Genomic DNA, 18,035 nt, shown 5'->3' with positions numbered 1-18,035 from the left:
AGCCTCCTTACAGCTGCTTGTCGGCTTTGGACAATTTCAGGTTGAGCAGCGCCAGCGCACCCACGATGAGGAAGATGGCTGTGGCGATGGCACTGGCCAGACCGTAGTCCTGACCACCCGATCCCTGGAACGCAATCCGGTAGGTATAACTCACCAGCAAGTCGGTGGTACCGGCCGGGGTGCTGGCGCCGATGATGTCGGGCGCACCGTTGGTCAACAACTGGATAAGCACGAAGTTGTTGAAGTTGAAGGCAAACGAGGCAATCAACAGCGGTGTCAGCGGCTTCATCAGCAGCGGCACGGTGATCTTGAAGAAGTTCTGCACCGGACCGGCACCGTCCATGGCTGACGCTTCATAGAGATCTTCCGGAATGGCTTTGAGCAGGCCCATGCAGAGGATCATCATGTAGGGGTAGCCGAGCCAGGTGTTGACTATCAGGATCATCACCTTGGCCAGGAAGGGGTTGGTATACCAGTCCGGTTTGATGCCAAACGCCGCTTCCAGGAACATGTTGATCTCACCGAAGTTCTGGTTGAACAACCCCTTGAACACCAGGATGGAGATAAACGCCGGGATCGCATAGGGCAGGATCAACATGACCCGATAGAAACCGCGCCCCTTGAGCTCTTCCCACTGCACCAGACAGGCCAGCACCATGCCGATGGCCAGGGTGAAGGCGACAGAACAGGTTGAGAAGATCACGGTCCAGATGAAGATCTGCAGGAAGGGTGACTGGATGCCCGGATCGGTGACGATGCGCGCGAAGTTCTTCCAACCGACGCTCACCACAAAGCCCGGAGCAATCCCCTTGCCGACAAACTGACCCTGTTCGTCGATGTACTGATAGAAGCCGGTCTCGCCATTGGGCAGCATCAGTTCGCCATTCTGGGTATCACGCAGCAGGTTGCTGTCTTTGATCACCACGCCGGACTTGAGCACGGCACCATCCATCAGACGGGTGTAGTGCTGCTTCTGGGCGGCAAACTTGCGCAGGCTGCTCAGGGTCAGGTGGGTACCGCCATCCGGCAGCACCAGATCAAGGTCACTCAGGTGAGTACGATGCTCAACAATGGCGCGGATCGGTGCGGCCTTGCTGGCCGCTTCGCCAGTGAAGGGCTGCAGTTCGACCACTTGCTGGGTGTTCTGCACACGGCCCTCGCGGGACGCCAGCTCACGGGCCTTGTTGGTCATCAGGGAAACAGGTTGGCTGATAAAGGATTGATCATCCTGTGTCAGCAGCAGCTGGAACTGGCCGTTGTCGCCATCCAGCAGGGTAAAATCGAATTCACCGCCCGCCACCTTGTAGGTTTTCTTCAGGTGGTAGTCCCGCGCCTGCTCCACGGAGAGCAAGTTGGACCCCGAATAGTTGGTGAAGGCAATGCCAATGGTGTAGGCAAGAGGGAAGATGATAAACACAACCATGCCCGCAACACCCGGAAAGATGTAGCGATGGGCATAGGTCTTCTTGTTCATGAAGACATACAGACCGACGGAAACCACCACCAGATCCAGCAGCGCGAATACCCACTCGCCACTGGCGTACATCATCACGGCTGCGTAGCCGTTGAGGATGGCAACCAGGGCCGCTATGGTCCACTTAAGCCAGGTGTGCTTATCCTTCGGACCGGCATAGGACTCAACAGAAGGTACTACTTCCATGCCAATTAACCTTTATAACGCCAAGAGAGATTTGAGAGAGTGGGAGGCCATGACGGCCTCCCGGGTAGTGCGTGCTTACTGAACGATACGCTTGGCAGCGGTATCCAGAGCTTCGTCAACACCCTGACGACCGGAGGTCACGTTCTTGAGGGCAGTTTCGAAGGAAGACCAGAAACGGCTCATCTCGGGAACGGATGGCATCGGCTCGCCAGCCTGGGCGTTCAGCATGGTGGCCTTGATGTGCGGATCGGATTCCAGGGTCTTCTGGAAGGATTTCAGCGCAACGGCACCCAGCGGCTTGTCGGCGTTAACCGGCGCCAGACCGGCATCGGTCAGCAGGTAGTTTTCCAGGAACTCGATAGCCAGATCCTTGTTCGGGCTGGCGGCGTTGATGGTAGCACCCAGTACGCCAACGAAGGCTTTGGCCGGCTTGCCGTTCAGGGTCGGCAGCGGCGCTACGCCGTACTTGATGCCGCTCTTGTCCAGGTTGCTCCAGGCCCAGGGACCGTTGATCATCATGGCCACTTCGCCCTTGTTGAACTTGGCGTCCATCACACCGTAGTCGATGCCTTTTTCCAGGTGACCGGACTTGATCATCTCGGAGATGTAGCCCACGCCCATCTTGGCACCTGCGTTGTTCACGCCGGTATCTTTGACGTCATAACCGGTAGCGGTTTTCTTGAAGGCGTAACCACCGTTGGCAGCCACCAGCGGATAGCTGAAGTACGGGGTGTCATAAGCCCACATGATGGCGCGCTTGCCGTTTTTCTTCAGAGTCTCGTCAATCTTGGCGATCTCTTCGAAGGTTTTCGGCGGCTCTGGCAGCAGGTCTTTGTTATAGATCAGGCTGACCGCTTCCATGGCAACCGGGTAGCCATAGGTTTTGCCATCAACAGTCATGGCATCCCATGCCAGCGGTTCAAATTTGCCTTTGGTGGCAGCGTTCGGCGTTACCGGAACCAGCAAACCGGCTTTGACCCACTCACCGTAACGGTCGTGAGCCCAGAAGAAGATGTCCGGGCCGTTGCCAGTGGCGGCGGCTTGCTGGAATTTCACTTCAACCTGATCCGGGTGAGCCACAGTAACCTTGATGCCGGTTTCTGCTTCAAACTTCTTACCCACTTCAGCCAGACCGTTGTATCCCTTGTCACCGTTGATCCAGATGGTCAGCTGACCTTCATCGATGGCAGCAGTAGCAGAGCAAGCGACGCCAAGAGTGGCCAGACCGATCAGGGATGACAGCAATTTCATTTTCATGAGCCTTTCCTTGTTTTAGTTCCGCGCTGTAAGAGCATTGTGTGCGAGGTGAATATTATCCCAAGCGGTAAACAGCTCACATGACGCAACTCGCATTTTTGAAATGCAATTACGTATTTCCTTCCAGAAAGTTTTGAAAACATTTTCTTATTTCAGGGGATTACGGCCATTTATCGGCTTAATCCCAGACAACCACAGAATAATAATTACCAAAATGAAATAAAATTTCATGAGTGAAAGGGTTTTCACCTCAATGAAAACCCTTTCAGGTGGTTTATTTTGTTTGATTTGTTAACAAAGTACCGCGCCAGTTTCGAGGTCTGCCCGGGCGCGATAAAAAAAGAGACCCCGCCGGGGCGGAGTCTCTTTTTGCGAGAAATGACGAGTTGATCACACTCGGGAGCATGACTACGACTGGCGCAGCAGCTGATCCTTGAGATTGGGCGGCACACCCTTGATGGTCAGGGTGTCGGTCTGGGGATCGTAAAAGATCCGGCTGTTCAACAGCTTCTGCTCAAAGCTCAGAGTCAGGCCGCCACCGGAGCCGACAAACTTGGTCAAACCACGCAGGGTAGAGCGATCCGCCGGGAAGCGCTCTTCCAGCTCATACTCCTGACCGATAAAGCTGTAAAAATCGAGAGCACCGTCGCCGGGCAATTCTGCAGACAGCTCCTTGATTTCGATCTCTTCACCGGCACTCGCCTGTTCGGTGCAATATTTGAAGACCTGCTTTTTATAGTCATTGCGCTCGGTCGGCTCGAGCTGACGACTGTCGCAATAATCTTCGACCGCCTGCAGCAAGCCTTTATTTTGTACCTTGGCATCCATGCCCTCGCGGGCACCCAGCAGATCCATAAAGAAGTCGCCCAGTTTGCGACCAATGCGCCCCTTGCTGAAGGTGATATAGCGGCGCGAATCAGGTTGGGTTTTCCATTCGGTCAAATCAATGCGGGCCACCAGATTGAGTTTGCCGATATCCAGATACTGGATATGGCGTAATTCCAGCGCTTCGCTGACGGTTACGCTCTCCTTGCCCTCCAGCAGAGCAATCAGCAGATAATCGACCCCGACGTAGTTATATTTGGCAAACAGCAGCACCCCTTGCCCATCGAGAGCGTGCTCCACCAGCTGCTTGAGCAGCATCTGGGTCACGGTGACCGAGAAGGGGACGAATTCGGTCTGCTCGTCGAGCAGTTGTTCGAGGGCGATACGAAACGCGGGTGAAGGCTGCTTGGGAGCCTCTTCACCGTCGGCCAGCTCGGCGACGGCGGCCTCGGGGTCGGCAAAGAAGCCAAAGCCCTTGCCGCCCTTGCCGTTGTAGATCCGATGCAGTTCCGCCATCAGTCCCTGTACCGCCTCATCAGGGGGCAGGGTCTGGCTGCGGGTATCGGCGTGGGGTTGACCATCGCCGCCCTGGCGCAAGGAGTGAAGAATGATCTTGTCGATATCGAGACTCATGTCACAAAGCCATAGTGTTAGCCGAAAGGGTGAAGTATTATAAGGCGCTTTGAACCGAGATGAACTGAAGATTATGCCTATCGTATCAAAGTACAATAACGAGCAATTTGACGCCCTGATGAACGACCTGATCACCGCGCTGGAAAAGCATAAAGCGCCGGTAGATCTCAGCCTTATGGTGCTTGGCAATCTGACCACCAATATCATCAACGGTATGGCACCGGCCCAGCGCCAGGCCATCACTGAAAAGTTTGTCCAGGCCCTGACCGCATCGGTCGATAATCGCCACGACGCACACTGAGTCCCCGACTCTGTTGATTTGACGTTTCTCAACGCAGATGGATCACTATGGTCGAAACCGGTAACCCCTATCGTGATAATGTCTCTCGCCTGATCACCTGGGGGCATTGGTTCTCCTTCTTCAACATTATTCTGGCCATGCTCATCGCCACCCGTTATCTGGGTGCCATCAGCTGGCCATCGACCACGCTGGGCGTGATCTATCTCGTTGTAAGCTGGATTGGCCACTTCTCGTTTCTGAGTTTTGTCACCTACCTGTTGACGATCTTCCCGCTCAGCTTCGTGCTACCCAAGGAGAAGTCGTTGCGGTTCATCTCGGCCATCATCGCTACCCTGGCGCTGGTGCTGCTGCTGATCGACACCCAGGTATTCCGGCTGTTCAAGTTCCACCTCAACAGTCAGGTATGGCAGTTGCTGCTGGATCAGGCGCAAACCGAAGAGGGCTCAATCTGGAGCATCATCTTCGTTGCCGTGCCCACCATCTTCCTGCTGCAACTGCTGCTGTCGGCCTATGTCTGGCGCAAGATCAACAAGCGCAAGCGCCGCCAGTACGGCAATCAGGTGGGGCTGGCCCTGCTGATCTGCTTTATTCTGACCCACGTGGTCAACAGCTGGGCGGATGCGACCCTCTATCAGCCCATCACCATGCAGAGAGCCAACTTCCCCCTCTCCTACCCCATGACGGCCCGCTCCTTCCTGGCCAAACATGGCTGGCTGGATCTGGATCAGTACGAGAAGCAGGCGGCCTCCCAGGGTGATAACAGCGACAGCCGGATGCATTACCCACTGCGCCCGCTCAACGTCAACGCCCCCCTGACTCACAACAATCTGCTGATTGTGGTGGTCGACTCATTGCGTTTTGACATGCTCAACAACATCAACATGCCCAATCTGCAGCGCTATGCGGATCAGCATCTGACGTTCCGCAATCACCTGAGTGGCGGCAACGACGACCTGATGGGCATGTTCAGCCTCTTCTACGGGTTGCCCGGTCACTACTACAAGGACATCAGCAGCGACAAGCGTCCGCCGGTGCTGTTCGACGAGATGCTGCGCCAGGATTACCAGTTCGGGCTGTTCGGCGCGATGGAAGATGCCCAGAAGTATCGCAAGAGCATCCTCGCCGGTCTGCGCAAGCAGGTGTTTGTCTCAGAGCAGAGTGACGATGGCAAGCTGCTGACCGACTGGCAACAGTGGCTGGAGAAGCGCTCACCCGAGCGTCCCTGGTTCTCGCTGGTCTATCTCTCGAGCCCCGGCGACTACCAGTTGCCCGCCACCATGAAGGGGCCGTTCCAACCGGAGCTTGCCAACTTCAATCCGGCGACCGCCTATCGGGCGGAGAACCTGCAAAAACTGGAGAACCGCTACAAGAACTCGGTCTTCTATACCGACCAGTTGCTTGAGCAGATGCTGACCAAATTGCAGTCGCAGGGGATGGACAGCAACACCATCGTCGTCATCACCTCCAACCACGGTCAGGAGTTCAACGACACCCGCAGCAACAGCTGGGGCGCAGGCAGCAACTACTCACTCTATCAGGTGCAGGTACCGCTGGTACTGGCCTGGCCGGGGCGCGGCAGTGACGTTCGGGAACAACCAAGCAGCCATTTCGATCTGGCGCCGACCCTGATGCAGGGGATGCTGGGCGTGCGCAATCCGGCGCGCGATTACAGCGTTGGCCGCTCGCTGTTTGATACCAGCCCGCGCAACTGGCTGCTGGCCGGGGATCAGAACGACTTCGCCATCTATGAAGGGGACACCATCACCCACTTCAACAAGCAGGGTGACTTCGAACTGCTGGAGCGCAACAGCTATCGCCCGATCAAGCACGGCACCCCGGATATGGGCGCCATGATCCAGGTGATGAACGAGCTGAACCGCTTCTATCGCAACCAGTGAAGCGCCCCTTAATGGCTTGCTACCATAAAAAACGCCCCGAATTTGGGGCGTTTTTCGTTGTATAGCCGGGCCACGTTCACGACAGTTAGCCACCCCACCCTTGCGGGTACTTGTAGCCGACGAAACGCTTGGCTGCATAGGCTTTGAAAGCCGCCGAGTTGTAGGCCGCCGCCACATCTTTGGCAAACGGCTGATCCGCATCTGCGCTTTTCACCACCACCCAGTTGATAAAATCGTAGCTGCGCTCCAGAAACAGTCCTTCACTGAACGGGATACCGCTGGAGGCAGCAAAATTACCGTTGATCACCGAGAAGTCCACATCCTCGCGCGAGCGGGGCAGTTGTGCTGCCTCCAGCAACACCAGCTTGAGATTGTGCGGATTGTTCACCACATCAAACTCGCTCGCCTTGAGCGGGTTTATCCCCTCCTTGAGGGTCAGCCAACCAAGATCCTGCAGCATCAACAACGCCCGCGCCTGATTGGTGGGATCGTTGGGGATGGCCACCGTGCTCCCCTCTTTCACCTTGTCGAGTGCTGCCAACTTGCCGGAATAGAGTCCCATCGGGCCAGTTGGCACTTGGGTAATGGGCGCCAGCGACAAGCCGCGATCTTTGGCAAAACTCTCCAGATAAGGTTTGTGCTGGAAGCAGTTCACATCCAGTGATCCGTCAGCCAGAGCAATATTGGGGGTCACATAGTCGGTGAACTCCACCAGCTTGACCTTGTACCCCTTGGCCTCCAGCTGCGGCTTGATGGAGTCGGTCACCATGTCGGCAAAATCCCCCACCGTGGTACCAATCACGATCTCCTGTTTGGTCGGCAAGGACGCATCGGCGGCAACCGCGGAAAAAGAGAGGCTCCCGACCGCTATCGCGGCAATAAAGGTGCTGGCGCCAGCAGTGGCGCGCAAGGAAGCAGTCAAAGGAGAAGATAAGAAGAAACGAAACGGCATAGGGACTCCCTGTCAGGTACGCATCAAGCTATGGGACTGCGGCGGGGTGGCTCTCAGAGATTAGGCCCCTCAAACCGCAGCAATCTAGCCATCCAAACGGCTATTTTGGTTACCATAACAGAGTCATCCACTGCCGCCAAGCAATAAACCGCTGGTTCCACCTCATCACCCTTGCTGTCACCCCCGAATGCATAGCTGTACTCACGTTGGCACACACAACCATGCCGCTCACGTTCAAGAGCGCACGAGCTCCCCTCGGGATTGCCCCGAATCGGGATGGCTACGGCGAAGGAGAGTCGCGAGAGGAGTGAATTACAGATAAAAAGATCAGTAGCGAGCGGTGAGAACCATTCTCAATAAAACACATAACCAGCGTCATTGGAATACCTACCACAAACCAGATCGGATTTCTTTGAACCTCATTGCGTTTTTTGAAAATGGCTCTTTTTGAACCCCTACCACCCGTGTATAGATTTCCGTCGCACTCAGGATGGTGCGATCCAAGATGGAGTTAAAAAAATAATGAAGCAAACATCGTTAGCACTGGCGATCACAGCACTGCTGTCGACCCTGCCCAGTGCGCTCGTTCAGGCAAATGAAGGTTGTGCGCCGCTCACCGGCAAGGAGAGCGGCATGGATATCGGACGCAGCAGCACCGAGCGCTGCCTGCCAGGTGCCAATCCCCTGCAGGAGCAGCAGTGGTATCTGCTCAACAGCGGCCAGGATGGATTCAGCTCCCGTGGCGGCATAGCGGGCAATGATCTCAACCTCTGGTGGGCTCATCGCACCGGCGTGCTGGGCCAGGGAGTCAATGTGGCCGTGGTGGATGATGGTCTGGCCATCGCCCACCCGGATCTGGCGGACAACGTGCGTCCGGGGTCGAAAAACGTGGTAACCGGCAGCGATGACCCGACACCGACCGATCCGGATACGGCCCACGGCACTTCGGTCTCCGGCATTATTGCGGCGGTGGACAACGCCATCGGTACCAAGGGTATTGCCCCGCGAGCCCAGTTGCAGGGTTTCAACCTGCTGGATGACAACAGCCAGCAGTTGCAGAAGGATTGGCTCTACGCCCTTGGCGACAGCGATGCCAGCCGCGACAACCGGGTGTTCAACCAGAGCTACGGCATGAGTGTGGTGGATCCCCGCTCTGCCAACTCTCTGGATCAATCCCAGCTTGATCGTCTGTTTGAACAGCAGACCCTCAAGGCGCAGGGCGCAGCCTATATCAAGGCCGCCGGCAACGGCTTCAACAAGATAGCGGCGGGCGGCTATGTGCTTAACCGCACCGGCAATGGCCCCAAATTGCCGTTTGAAAACAGCAACCTCGATCCCTCCAACAGCAACTTCTGGAACCTGGTGGTGAGCGCTCTCAACGCCGATGGCGTCAGATCTTCCTACTCCAGCGTCGGCAGCAACATCTTCCTGAGCGCGACCGGCGGCGAGTACGGTACCGACGCTCCGGCGATGGTGACCACGGATCTGCCCGGCTGCGACATGGGTTACAACCGTACCGACGATCCCAGCACCAACCGGCTGCACGGCAACCCGCAACTGGATGCCAGCTGCGACTACAACGGCGTGATGAACGGCACCTCCTCCGCCACCCCCAGCACCTCCGGCGCCATGGCGCTGCTGATGTCCGCCTACCCGGATCTGTCGGTGCGGGACCTGCGGGATCTGCTGGCGCGCAGCGCAACCCGGGTCGATGCCACACAGAAACCTGTGATGGTCAGCTACACCAGCAGCACCGGCAAGGTGCGTGATGTGAAAGGGCTGGAAGGGTGGGAGCGCAATGCCGCCGGCATGTGGTTCAACCCGACTTACGGTTTTGGTCTGATCGACGTCAACAAGGCTCTTGAGCTGGCAGCCAATCACCAGCCCCTGCCCCCGCTGGTGCAACTGCCGTGGCAGAAGATCAATGTCAGCGGCAGTGCCGCCGCCATTGCGGATGTGGGCAACAGCCCGACCAGCTCAACAACCCGCATTGCCACACCGTTGACGGTAGAAGCGGTTCAGGTGATGGTGAGTCTGGATCATCAGCGCCTGCCCGATCTGCTGATCGAACTGGTCTCCCCCGCCGGCACCCGCAGCATCCTGCTGAGCCCCTTCAACAGCCTGGTCGGCCAATCTCTCGACCAGCAGCAACTGGGCTTTGTGCGAACCAAGGGATTGCGTGACATGCGGATGCTATCCAACAAGTTCTACGGCGAATCGGCGCAAGGCACATGGCACATGGCGACTGGAAGTAACCGATGTTGCCAACGGTACCCGTCAGGTCTCTCTGCTCAATCGCGAGACCCGTGAGCGTACCACCCTGACCGAGCGCAACAATCGCCAACCGGGCAAGCTGATCTCATGGTCCCTGCGGGTCCTGGGTCACGATGCCAACCGCAGCTAACACGCTAGGAGTATTACCATGAACAAACCTGTTACCTTGCTTCTGGCAACCCTGCTGGCCCCCCTCTCGGGACAGCTCTGCGCCCAGGAGTCCGTCACCATGGATGGCAAGCAGTACAGCACCATAGAGGTGAACGGCCAGACCTACCTCATTCCCGACAATGGCAGCAAGAAGCGGGTCGCCCGCAGCCTTGACAGCAAGGTCCCGCAACAGACCCTGCGCCGCGGTGACGTGTTGATGCAAGGGGCCGCTAGCCCGGAGCTGACTGTAAGCGGCACCCTGCTGGTGGAAGCTGACGATGCCAGCGCCAAGGCGCTGGCGACTCGCCACGGCCTGAACTTCAAACAGAGCAGCGGTGGTATCGCCCTGCTGGAGGCCAAACCGGGCACCGATCTCAATGCCATCGCCACCAAGCTCAAGAGCGAAGGGGTGAATGTGCAGATCGAGCTGTCGGGGGCCGAACAGCAGCCGAAATAGGTCGCGACACACAAATCACAAAGGGGGCCATTATGGCCCCCTTTCTGTACTGCTCATTTTGATAGTGGCTTACTTGGCACCATGCTGCTCCGCCAGATAGATCCAGGTATCGACCACGGTATCGGGGTTGAGCGACACCGAATCGATCCCCTGATCCACCAGCCAGGCGGCAAAGTCCGGATGATCGGATGGCCCCTGACCGCAGATCCCCACGTACTTGCCCGCCTTGCGCGCAGCCTGGATCGCCATCGCCAGCAGCGCCTTGACCGCCTCGTTGCGCTCGTCGAACAGGTGGGCAATCAGCCCCGAGTCCCGATCCAGCCCAAGGGTGAGCTGGGTCATGTCATTGGAGCCGATGGAGAAGCCGTCCACGTGCTCGAGGAACTTGTCTGCCAAGAGGGCGTTGCTCGGGATCTCGCACATCATGATCACCTTGAGCCCACGCTCGCCGCGGCGCAGACCGTTCTCGGCCAGGATGTCGATCACCTGCTCCGCCTCGCCCACGGTGCGCACGAAGGGGATCATCACCTCGACGTTGGTCAACCCCATCACATCGCGCACCCGCTTGATCGCCTCGCACTCGAGGGCAAAACAGGGGCGGAAGCTGTCGGCAATGTAGCGGGACGCACCACGAAAACCGATCATCGGGTTCTCCTCGTGGGGCTCGTAGCCACGACCTCCCACCAGATTGGCGTACTCGTTGGACTTGAAGTCCGACATCCGCACGATCACCCGCTCCGGCCAGAAGGCGGCCCCCAGAGTGGCGATCCCCTCGGTCAGCTTGGCCACATAGAACTCCCGCGGGCTGTCGTAACCGGCAATCATCTTGCCGATGGTGGCCTTGAGCTCTTGCGTTTGCTGGTCAAACTCCAGCAAGGCCTTGGGGTGCACGCCGATCATCCGGTTGATGATGAACTCAAGACGCGCCAGCCCTACCCCGGCATTGGGCAACTGGGCAAAGTCGAAAGCGCGGTCCGGGTTGCCGACGTTCATCATGATCTTGATGGGCAGGCGCGGCATATTGCCCACCTCGGTCACCGCCACATCGAAGTCCAGCTCGCCGTCATAGATAAAACCGGTATCCCCTTCCGCGCAGGAGACGGTGATCCGCTGGCCCGGCTGAATATGATCGGTAGCGTTGCCACAGCCGACCACAGCCGGAATGCCCAGCTCACGGGCGATAATGGCGGCGTGACAGGTGCGCCCCCCCCGGTTGGTGACGATGGCGGAGGCCCGCTTCATGATGGGCTCCCAGTCCGGGTCGGTCATGTCGGTGACCAGCACATCGCCGGGCTGCACTTCGTCCATCTGGCTGATGGAAGAGATGACCCGCGCCGGACCCGCGCCAATCTTGTGACCGATAGCCCGCCCCTCGATCAGCACCTTGCCCGCTTGCTTGAGGGCAAAACGTTCGAGGGTGTTGGCCTCCTGGCGGCTGCGCACGGTTTCCGGGCGGGCCTGCACGATATAGAGCTGGCCATCCTGACCATCCTTGGCCCACTCGATATCCATCGGGCGGCCATAGTGCTGCTCAATGATGAGGGCCTGTTTCGCCAGCGCCATCACCTCCTCATCGGTGATGCAGAAGCGGCTACGCTCGGCCTCATTGGTGTCGACAATCTTCACCTGACGGCCGTGACCGGCATCGTCCGAGTAGGTCATCTTGATAAGCTTGGAGCCGAGGGTCTTGCGTACCACCGCCGGGCGGCCCCCCTTGAGAGTCGGCTTGTGCACATAGAACTCATCCGGGTTGACCGCGCCCTGCACTACCATCTCGCCAAGACCATGGGCGCCGGTGATAAAGACCACGTCGTTGAAGCCGGACTCGGTATCCAGAGTAAACATCACGCCGGAGGCGGCGAGATCCGAGCGCACCATCCGCTGCACCCCGGCCGAGAGGGCAACACCCTTGTGGTCGTAGCCCTGATGCACCCGATAGGAGATGGCGCGATCGTTGAACAGGGAGGCAAACACATGCTTGACCGCCTTCATGACGGCATCGATGCCACGTACGTTGAGAAAGGTCTCCTGCTGACCGGCAAAGGAGGCGTCCGGCATATCCTCGGCGGTGGCGGAGGAGCGCACCGCAAACGAGGCCTCGACACCGGCACTCAACTTCTCATAGGCAACCCGGATAGCCTGCTCCAGCTCGGGCTGGAACGGGGCGTCGATCACCCAGTCGCGGATCTGCTGACCGGCCCGGTTGAGGGCGGCGATATCGTCCACGTCGAGATTGTCGAGCAGATGGTGGATCTTGCCGTTGAGGCCGCTTGACTCCAGAAACTCGTTAAACGCAAAGGCGGTGGTGGCAAAGCCCCCCGGCACGGATACGCCGGCGCCAGAGAGGTTGCTGATCATCTCGCCAAGGGATGCGTTCTTGCCGCCAACTCGTTCTACGTCCTGCATTCCGAGTTGTTCGTACCAGAGCACGTACTGTTGCACTTGGATGTCTCCAGGTTGGTGGGCACCGATGCCATAGCACCTCGTGCGCCCGATTTAATCGATGAGGTTATGGGTAAGTCAGGTGCGTTATTGTCTGTTTCTTTTGTTGCCAACGATCATGAAAACGTTTCCTACTGGTTTTCAAAAAAATCCCCGAGCAAGCGTTGGGGATGGTCGAATGACCGGAACATTCTACAATGGCGACACAAAAAGATAACGATTCAGGTTTGCAAGCCACTTCACAACTTGGGCACAGCAGACCGGTTGACAAAACTGGTATGGTTTCGGGAGATACTTCTCACCCCTTACCCCATGCTACCCCACCCGCGCTATCACAGGAGCCCTACGTGCACACCGTATTTTATGTTTCAGACGGCACCGCCATCACCGCCGAAGTGTTCGGCCACGCGGTACTGAGCCAGTTTCCGCTGGCCTTCGAGCAGATCACTATCCCCTTTGTGGAGACACTGGAGAAAGCCCGTCAGGTACGGATGCGGATCGACGAGCAGTTTCGCCAGACCGGGGTACGCCCCATTCTGTTTCACACCATCGTCGACCCGCTGGTACGGGAAGAGGTACTGAAATCGGAGGCGTGCGGCCACGACTTTCTCAATACCTTCGTCAGCCCGCTGGAGCAGGAGCTGGGGGTCAAAGCCGAGCCCCGCCTCCACCGCACCCACGGTATGGAGAACCGCAAGCTCTATGACGATCGCATCGAGGCGGTCAACTTTGCGCTGGCCAACGACGATGGCATCACCACCAAAGAGTACGATGAGGCGGACATCATCCTGATCGGGGTCTCCCGCTGCGGCAAGACCCCCACCAGCCTCTATCTGGCGCTGCAGTTTGGCATTCGCGCCGCCAACTACCCCTTTATCGAGCAGGACATGGGGATGCTGGAGCTGCCCGCCCCCCTCAAGGCCAACCGTCACAAGCTGTTTGGCCTCACCATAGCGCCGCAGCGGCTGCACGAGATCCGTAACCAGCGCCGTGCCAACAGCCGCTACTCCTCCATCGAACAGTGCGAGCAGGAGCTGGCCTGCGTGGAACGACTGTTTCGCCAGGAGGCGATCCGCTTCCTGGATACCAGCTCCCACTCGGTGGAGGAGATCAGCGCCAAGGTCCTCGAGGCGACCGGTCTGCGCCGCCAGCTCTGTTAAGCCAGCTTGACAGCTATCGGCATCAACAAAAATATAAAAATTACAGTGTCGCGGCGAAAGTCAGCTGTGGCGAACTGCAATTCACATAGATGACAGTGAAAAGCGTGGATAAAAAAGGGATAAGCACCACAAATGCTTATCCCTCTTCTTGTCGACCTTGGCGTTGTGCCTTGTCACCTGCTGCCAGTTAGCCGCTATTCGATTCCGTTCTGCTGCGCTCGGCAAACAGCCAGCGTTAACTAACGATTGAGCTCAGGGTTGTTCATCAACCGGGCATAGAAGGCCAGTAAACCGTGGCGCAGGCGAACCCGCTCCGCCAGCCAGCCGCCAACGAGCGCCCCTGTTACCCCACCAACCAGCAACAGCGACTGCCAGTAGTGCAGCAACTCCTGGTCACCGAGTAACAGCCAACCCAGCAACATAATCGCGGCCACCAGCAACAACAGCGGACTGGCAGCAATCCCTAACCAGAGCGCCACCAGCACACCCCGGGCAACCCCTTGTTGCAGCACGCTTTCGCGCTCTCTGTACTCCAACTCCCTGCACTCTTCCCTGTACTCTTGCTTGTTTGGCATCATTTGCATCCATTTGTGGCTTGGCACCACAAAAGCACACCAACAAGACAAAATGTCAATAAAACAGAATTCGATTGCACAAACATCAACCAAAAACTACCAAGAAGCCTCTGCAGATCATGAAAAAGCTGCCTTTGGTACAAAAGACGGCCATTAGAGATGGAAAACAGGTGCATTCATGGCGGATTATCACTATTCTGCTTCGGTTGCCAGCCAACAGTAAAAATTGAAAATGGCATGTCGTAACGAAATAAATACAGCTTTCGTCAGGTTTTGGCTACGCACTGCGGCCTGCTCAGGATGAGCCCAACACCGACCAGAGACAACAGAGACGTAAGGACAGACCCATGGATTTGAAACAAGACGGTGAGGAGCTGAAGCGCGGCCTTAAAAACCGCCACATTCAGTTGATTGCTTTGGGCGGCGCCATCGGCACCGGCCTCTTTCTGGGCATTGCCCAAACCATCAAGATGGCAGGCCCCTCGGTCCTGCTGGGTTATGCCATCGGCGGCTTTATCGCCTTCCTGATCATGCGCCAGCTCGGTGAAATGGTGGTGGAAGAGCCGGTAGCTGGCTCCTTCAGCCACTTTGCCTACAAATACTGGGGCGAGTTTGCCGGTTTTGCGTCCGGCTGGAACTACTGGGTGCTCTACGTGCTGGTGAGCATGGCCGAGCTGACCGCAGTGGGCATCTATGTCCAGTACTGGTGGCCCGAGATCCCGACCTGGATGTCGGCAGCCTTCTTCTTCGTGCTGATCAACGCCATCAACCTCTCCAACGTCAAAGCGTTTGGCGAAATGGAGTTCTGGTTCGCCATCATCAAGGTGGTCGCCATCATCGGCATGATTGGCTTTGGCGGCTATCTGCTCCTCTCCGGTGCCGGCGGACCCGAGGCGAGCGTAACCAACCTGTGGGCACAAGGGGGCTTCTTCCCCAACGGCATCAGCGGTCTGGTGATGGCGATGGCGGTGATCATGTTCTCCTTCGGCGGTCTGGAGCTGGTGGGCATTACCGCCGCCGAAGCGGACAACCCCGAGAAGAGCATTCCCAAGGCCACCAATCAGGTGATCTACCGCATCCTCATCTTCTACATCGGCGCCCTGGCTATCCTGATGTCCCTCTATCCCTGGGGTAAAGTGGTGGAAGGCGGCAGCCCGTTCGTGATGATTTTCCACGCTCTGGACAGCAATTTGGTCGCCACCGTACTCAACATCGTGGTACTGACGGCGGCACTGTCGGTCTACAACAGCTGCGTCTACTGCAACAGCCGGATGCTGTTCGGTCTGGCCAAACAGGGCAACGGCCCGAAAGCCCTGCTCAAGACCAACAAGAGCGGCGTGCCGCTGGTTGCCCTCTCGGTCTCGGCCATCGCCACCCTGCTCTGCGTGCTGATCAACTACCTGATGCCGGGCAAAGCCTTCGGTCTACTGATGGCGCTGGTGGTCTCCGCACTGGTGATCAACTGGGCGATGATCAGCCTCGCGCACCTCAAGTTCCGCAAGGCCAAGGTCGCAGAGGGTGTCCAGCCCAAGTTCAAGGCGTTCTGGTACCCCTTCGGCAACTACCTCTGCCTCGCGTTCATGGCTGGCATCCTGGTGATCATGTACATGACCCCCGATTTCCGCATCTCGGTCGAACTGATCCCCGCCTGGCTGGTGGTGTTGGGCATTGGCTTTGTCATCAAGCGCAAAGCAAGGTCGCAGCCAATCTGGGTTAATGCCCGAATCTAGCGACATCAATGCAAAACGCCGATCACATGATCGGCGTTTTTTTATTGCGCTCAGCGCAACTGACCGCACTACTAGCAGCCATAGCTCTCAGGAAGGCAGCTCTTGCCTTTGATCTTGCCGATGCTCCGGGCTGTTGACGCAACACTCATCGCGGAAAAAGGCGATGATCTCCTCCAACACCACGTATTGAGAGACGCAAAGCAGGGTGCGACTCTCCCGGTTTTGCTTCACCAGCCCCACCGAGACCAGCGCCGCAATATGGTGGCTGAGGGTGGAAGCGGGGATCGCCAGCTGCTTTTGCAGCTCACCCACCGGCAACCCCTGCTCTCCCGCCTTGACCAGATGCTTGAAGATAAACAGCCGGGTCGGATGACCCAGCTCTTTCAATGCCTTGGCGACCTCTTCCAGTTGCATCTCTGCGCCCTCCACAAATTTGATATTTCGATAATACCAGAAATATCTTGACCGGCCATTTATTTCGATTATTCTGGAAATATAGAAGCCAAGTGAGGGTACGACAATGAATGAGTGGTTAACCATGCTGACCGATGCAGCCCAGATGTTCCTGTTTCTGGCTGTCGAGCTGTCGGTTCTGTTTCTGGTCATTAGCGCCGGGGTCAGCCTGATCCGTCAGAAGATCCCCGACGAGAAGATCCAGCGGATGCTGGGGGCCCGCCATGGCAGAGGCTATCTGCTCTCGGCCCTGCTCGGTGCCGTCACCCCCTTTTGCAGCTGCTCCACCATCCCCATGCTGAGAGGGCTGCTCTCGGCCAAGGCTGGCTTTGGCCCCACCCTCACCTTCCTGTTTATTTCGCCACTGCTGAACCCCATCATCGTCGGCTTGATGTGGGCCACCTTTGGCTGGAAAGTGACCCTGCTCTACGCCGTGATCGCCGCCAGCGTCTCCGTCATGGCGAGCATGCTGCTCGACAGATTGGGGTTCGAGCGCCATGTCATCGACCCCAAAGAGGCCACCCCCTCTTGCGGTAGCGGCTGTGGCCCGGCAACCCGCGCCACCACTCAAGCACATTGCAGTGACAACCAACGCAGTGCCATTCGCGCAATCAAACCCCTCAACGGGGCAGCGTGCTGCCCGGCTCCGCAACCAGAGATGGCAGAGCAGGCCGCCCTCTCCTGCTGCAGCGATGGCACTGCAACCCTAGCCAGTGCGCCACAGCTCCCCACCGCCTGGGTCAAAGCTCGCATCGATGCCTGGCAGCAGTTCAAAGCGCTATTGCCCTTCCTGCTGCTGGGGGTGCTCATCGGCTCGTTTATTTACGGTTTTATTCCGGCCGAGTGGATCGCCGCCCATGCTGGCGCCGACAACCCGCTGGCCATCCCCTTCAGCGCCATCGTCGGGATCCCGCTCTACATCCGCGCCGAAGCCGTGATCCCGCTGGCGTCGGTACTACTGGGTAAAGGGATGGGAATGGGCGCCGTCATGGCGCTGATCATCGGCAGTGCCGGTGCCAGCCTGACCGAGGTGATCCTGCTCAAATCCATGTTCAGAACCCCGATGATTGCGGCCTTCCTTACCGTGATCCTCGGCATGGCGATCCTGATGGGCTACCTGACGCAACTGCTGTTTTAAGTCGCCCATCTTTAAACAGGCAAAATGCCAAAGCAGCCGAGTGTGAAACCATCCGGCACCTCATAGACAAAACGCCGATCAACTGATCGGCGTTTTGTCTATTCCGTACGGCAATCAGTTTGAGACAGCC

The 18,035-nt window shown here is 57.7% G+C and carries 13 protein-coding genes and 1 pseudogene; 7 read left to right on the top strand and 7 right to left on the bottom strand.

The window, feature by feature from the left end:
- Nucleotides 1-7 precede the first annotated feature (7 nt).
- From malF to yejK, 3 genes are all read right to left on the bottom strand, one after another.
- Nucleotides 8-1,660: a maltose ABC transporter permease MalF gene (malF, locus tag ACTG2S_RS09890; protein WP_064341998.1), complete on the bottom strand. Its 1,653-nt coding sequence runs from the start codon at nt 1,658-1,660 to the stop codon at nt 8-10.
- A 75-nt stretch (nt 1,661-1,735) separates the two neighbouring features.
- Nucleotides 1,736-2,917: a maltose/maltodextrin ABC transporter substrate-binding protein MalE gene (gene malE, locus ACTG2S_RS09885; RefSeq protein WP_439982408.1), complete on the bottom strand. Its 1,182-nt coding sequence runs from the start codon at nt 2,915-2,917 to the stop codon at nt 1,736-1,738.
- Between the two features lie 408 nt (nt 2,918-3,325).
- On the bottom strand, nt 3,326-4,375 hold the full coding sequence (gene yejK, locus ACTG2S_RS09880) for a nucleoid-associated protein YejK (protein WP_265776366.1): 1,050 nt from the start codon (nt 4,373-4,375) through the stop codon (nt 3,326-3,328).
- 73 nt (nt 4,376-4,448) lie between these two features.
- Here yejK and ACTG2S_RS09875 point away from each other — a divergent pair, with 73 nt between their 5' ends.
- A complete protein-coding gene (locus tag ACTG2S_RS09875) occupies nt 4,449-4,676 on the top strand; it encodes a YejL family protein (RefSeq protein ID WP_005333874.1) in 228 nt (75 codons plus the stop codon).
- Nucleotides 4,677-4,723: 47 nt separating this feature from the next.
- Nucleotides 4,724-6,574 (top strand): DUF3413 domain-containing protein, encoded by a 1,851-nt coding sequence (locus ACTG2S_RS09870; protein ID WP_157160541.1) that lies wholly within the window; start codon nt 4,724-4,726, stop codon nt 6,572-6,574.
- Between the two features lie 85 nt (nt 6,575-6,659).
- Here ACTG2S_RS09870 and ACTG2S_RS09865 read toward each other — a convergent pair whose 3' ends face one another.
- A complete protein-coding gene (locus tag ACTG2S_RS09865; RefSeq protein ID WP_265776365.1) occupies nt 6,660-7,526 on the bottom strand; it encodes a MetQ/NlpA family ABC transporter substrate-binding protein in 867 nt (288 codons plus the stop codon).
- 522 nt (nt 7,527-8,048) lie between these two features.
- Here ACTG2S_RS09865 and asp point away from each other — a divergent pair.
- Nucleotides 8,049-9,930 (top strand): annotated as a pseudogene (asp, locus tag ACTG2S_RS09860) (serine protease Asp).
- Between the two features lie 18 nt (nt 9,931-9,948).
- Nucleotides 9,949-10,407: a serine protease chaperone gene (locus ACTG2S_RS09855; protein WP_058056145.1), complete on the top strand. Its 459-nt coding sequence runs from the start codon at nt 9,949-9,951 to the stop codon at nt 10,405-10,407.
- A 69-nt stretch (nt 10,408-10,476) separates the two neighbouring features.
- On the opposite strand, the gene ppsA is transcribed toward ACTG2S_RS09855, so the two are convergent.
- Complete coding sequence (gene ppsA / locus ACTG2S_RS09850; RefSeq protein WP_265776363.1) at nt 10,477-12,849, bottom strand: phosphoenolpyruvate synthase; 2,373 nt, start codon at nt 12,847-12,849, stop codon at nt 10,477-10,479.
- Between the two features lie 347 nt (nt 12,850-13,196).
- Here ppsA and ppsR point away from each other — a divergent pair, with 347 nt between their 5' ends.
- Nucleotides 13,197-14,009 (top strand): posphoenolpyruvate synthetase regulatory kinase/phosphorylase PpsR, encoded by an 813-nt coding sequence (ppsR, locus tag ACTG2S_RS09845; RefSeq protein ID WP_005344832.1) that lies wholly within the window; start codon nt 13,197-13,199, stop codon nt 14,007-14,009.
- Between the two features lie 239 nt (nt 14,010-14,248).
- Here ppsR and ACTG2S_RS09840 read toward each other — a convergent pair whose 3' ends face one another.
- Nucleotides 14,249-14,545 carry a hypothetical protein gene (locus ACTG2S_RS09840; protein WP_235664760.1) on the bottom strand — a complete coding sequence of 99 codons (297 nt, stop codon included), beginning with the start codon at nt 14,543-14,545 and terminating at the stop codon, nt 14,249-14,251.
- A gap of 386 nt (nt 14,546-14,931) precedes the next feature.
- Between ACTG2S_RS09840 and ACTG2S_RS09835 the strand changes: the two genes are divergently transcribed.
- Nucleotides 14,932-16,314, top strand: coding sequence for an amino acid permease (locus ACTG2S_RS09835; protein ID WP_404974335.1), 1,383 nt, complete (start codon nt 14,932-14,934; stop codon nt 16,312-16,314).
- Nucleotides 16,315-16,401: 87 nt separating this feature from the next.
- Here the strand turns inward: ACTG2S_RS09835 and ACTG2S_RS09830 are convergent, their stop codons facing one another.
- Entirely contained in the window at nt 16,402-16,728 is a 327-nt protein-coding gene (locus tag ACTG2S_RS09830; protein ID WP_108614172.1) for an ArsR/SmtB family transcription factor, read from the bottom strand.
- Nucleotides 16,729-16,834: 106 nt separating this feature from the next.
- Between ACTG2S_RS09830 and ACTG2S_RS09825 the strand changes: the two genes are divergently transcribed.
- Nucleotides 16,835-17,905, top strand: a complete 1,071-nt coding sequence (locus ACTG2S_RS09825) for a permease (RefSeq protein WP_265776362.1) — start codon at nt 16,835-16,837, stop codon at nt 17,903-17,905.
- Nucleotides 17,906-18,035 lie beyond the last annotated feature (130 nt).

This window comes from Aeromonas sp. 82P (assembly GCF_051919365.1).
GTDB classification, from domain to species: domain Bacteria; phylum Pseudomonadota; class Gammaproteobacteria; order Enterobacterales; family Aeromonadaceae; genus Aeromonas; species Aeromonas veronii.
The sequence above is the reverse complement of the archived record's forward strand: the minus strand, read 5'-3'. Positions and strand labels throughout refer to the sequence as shown.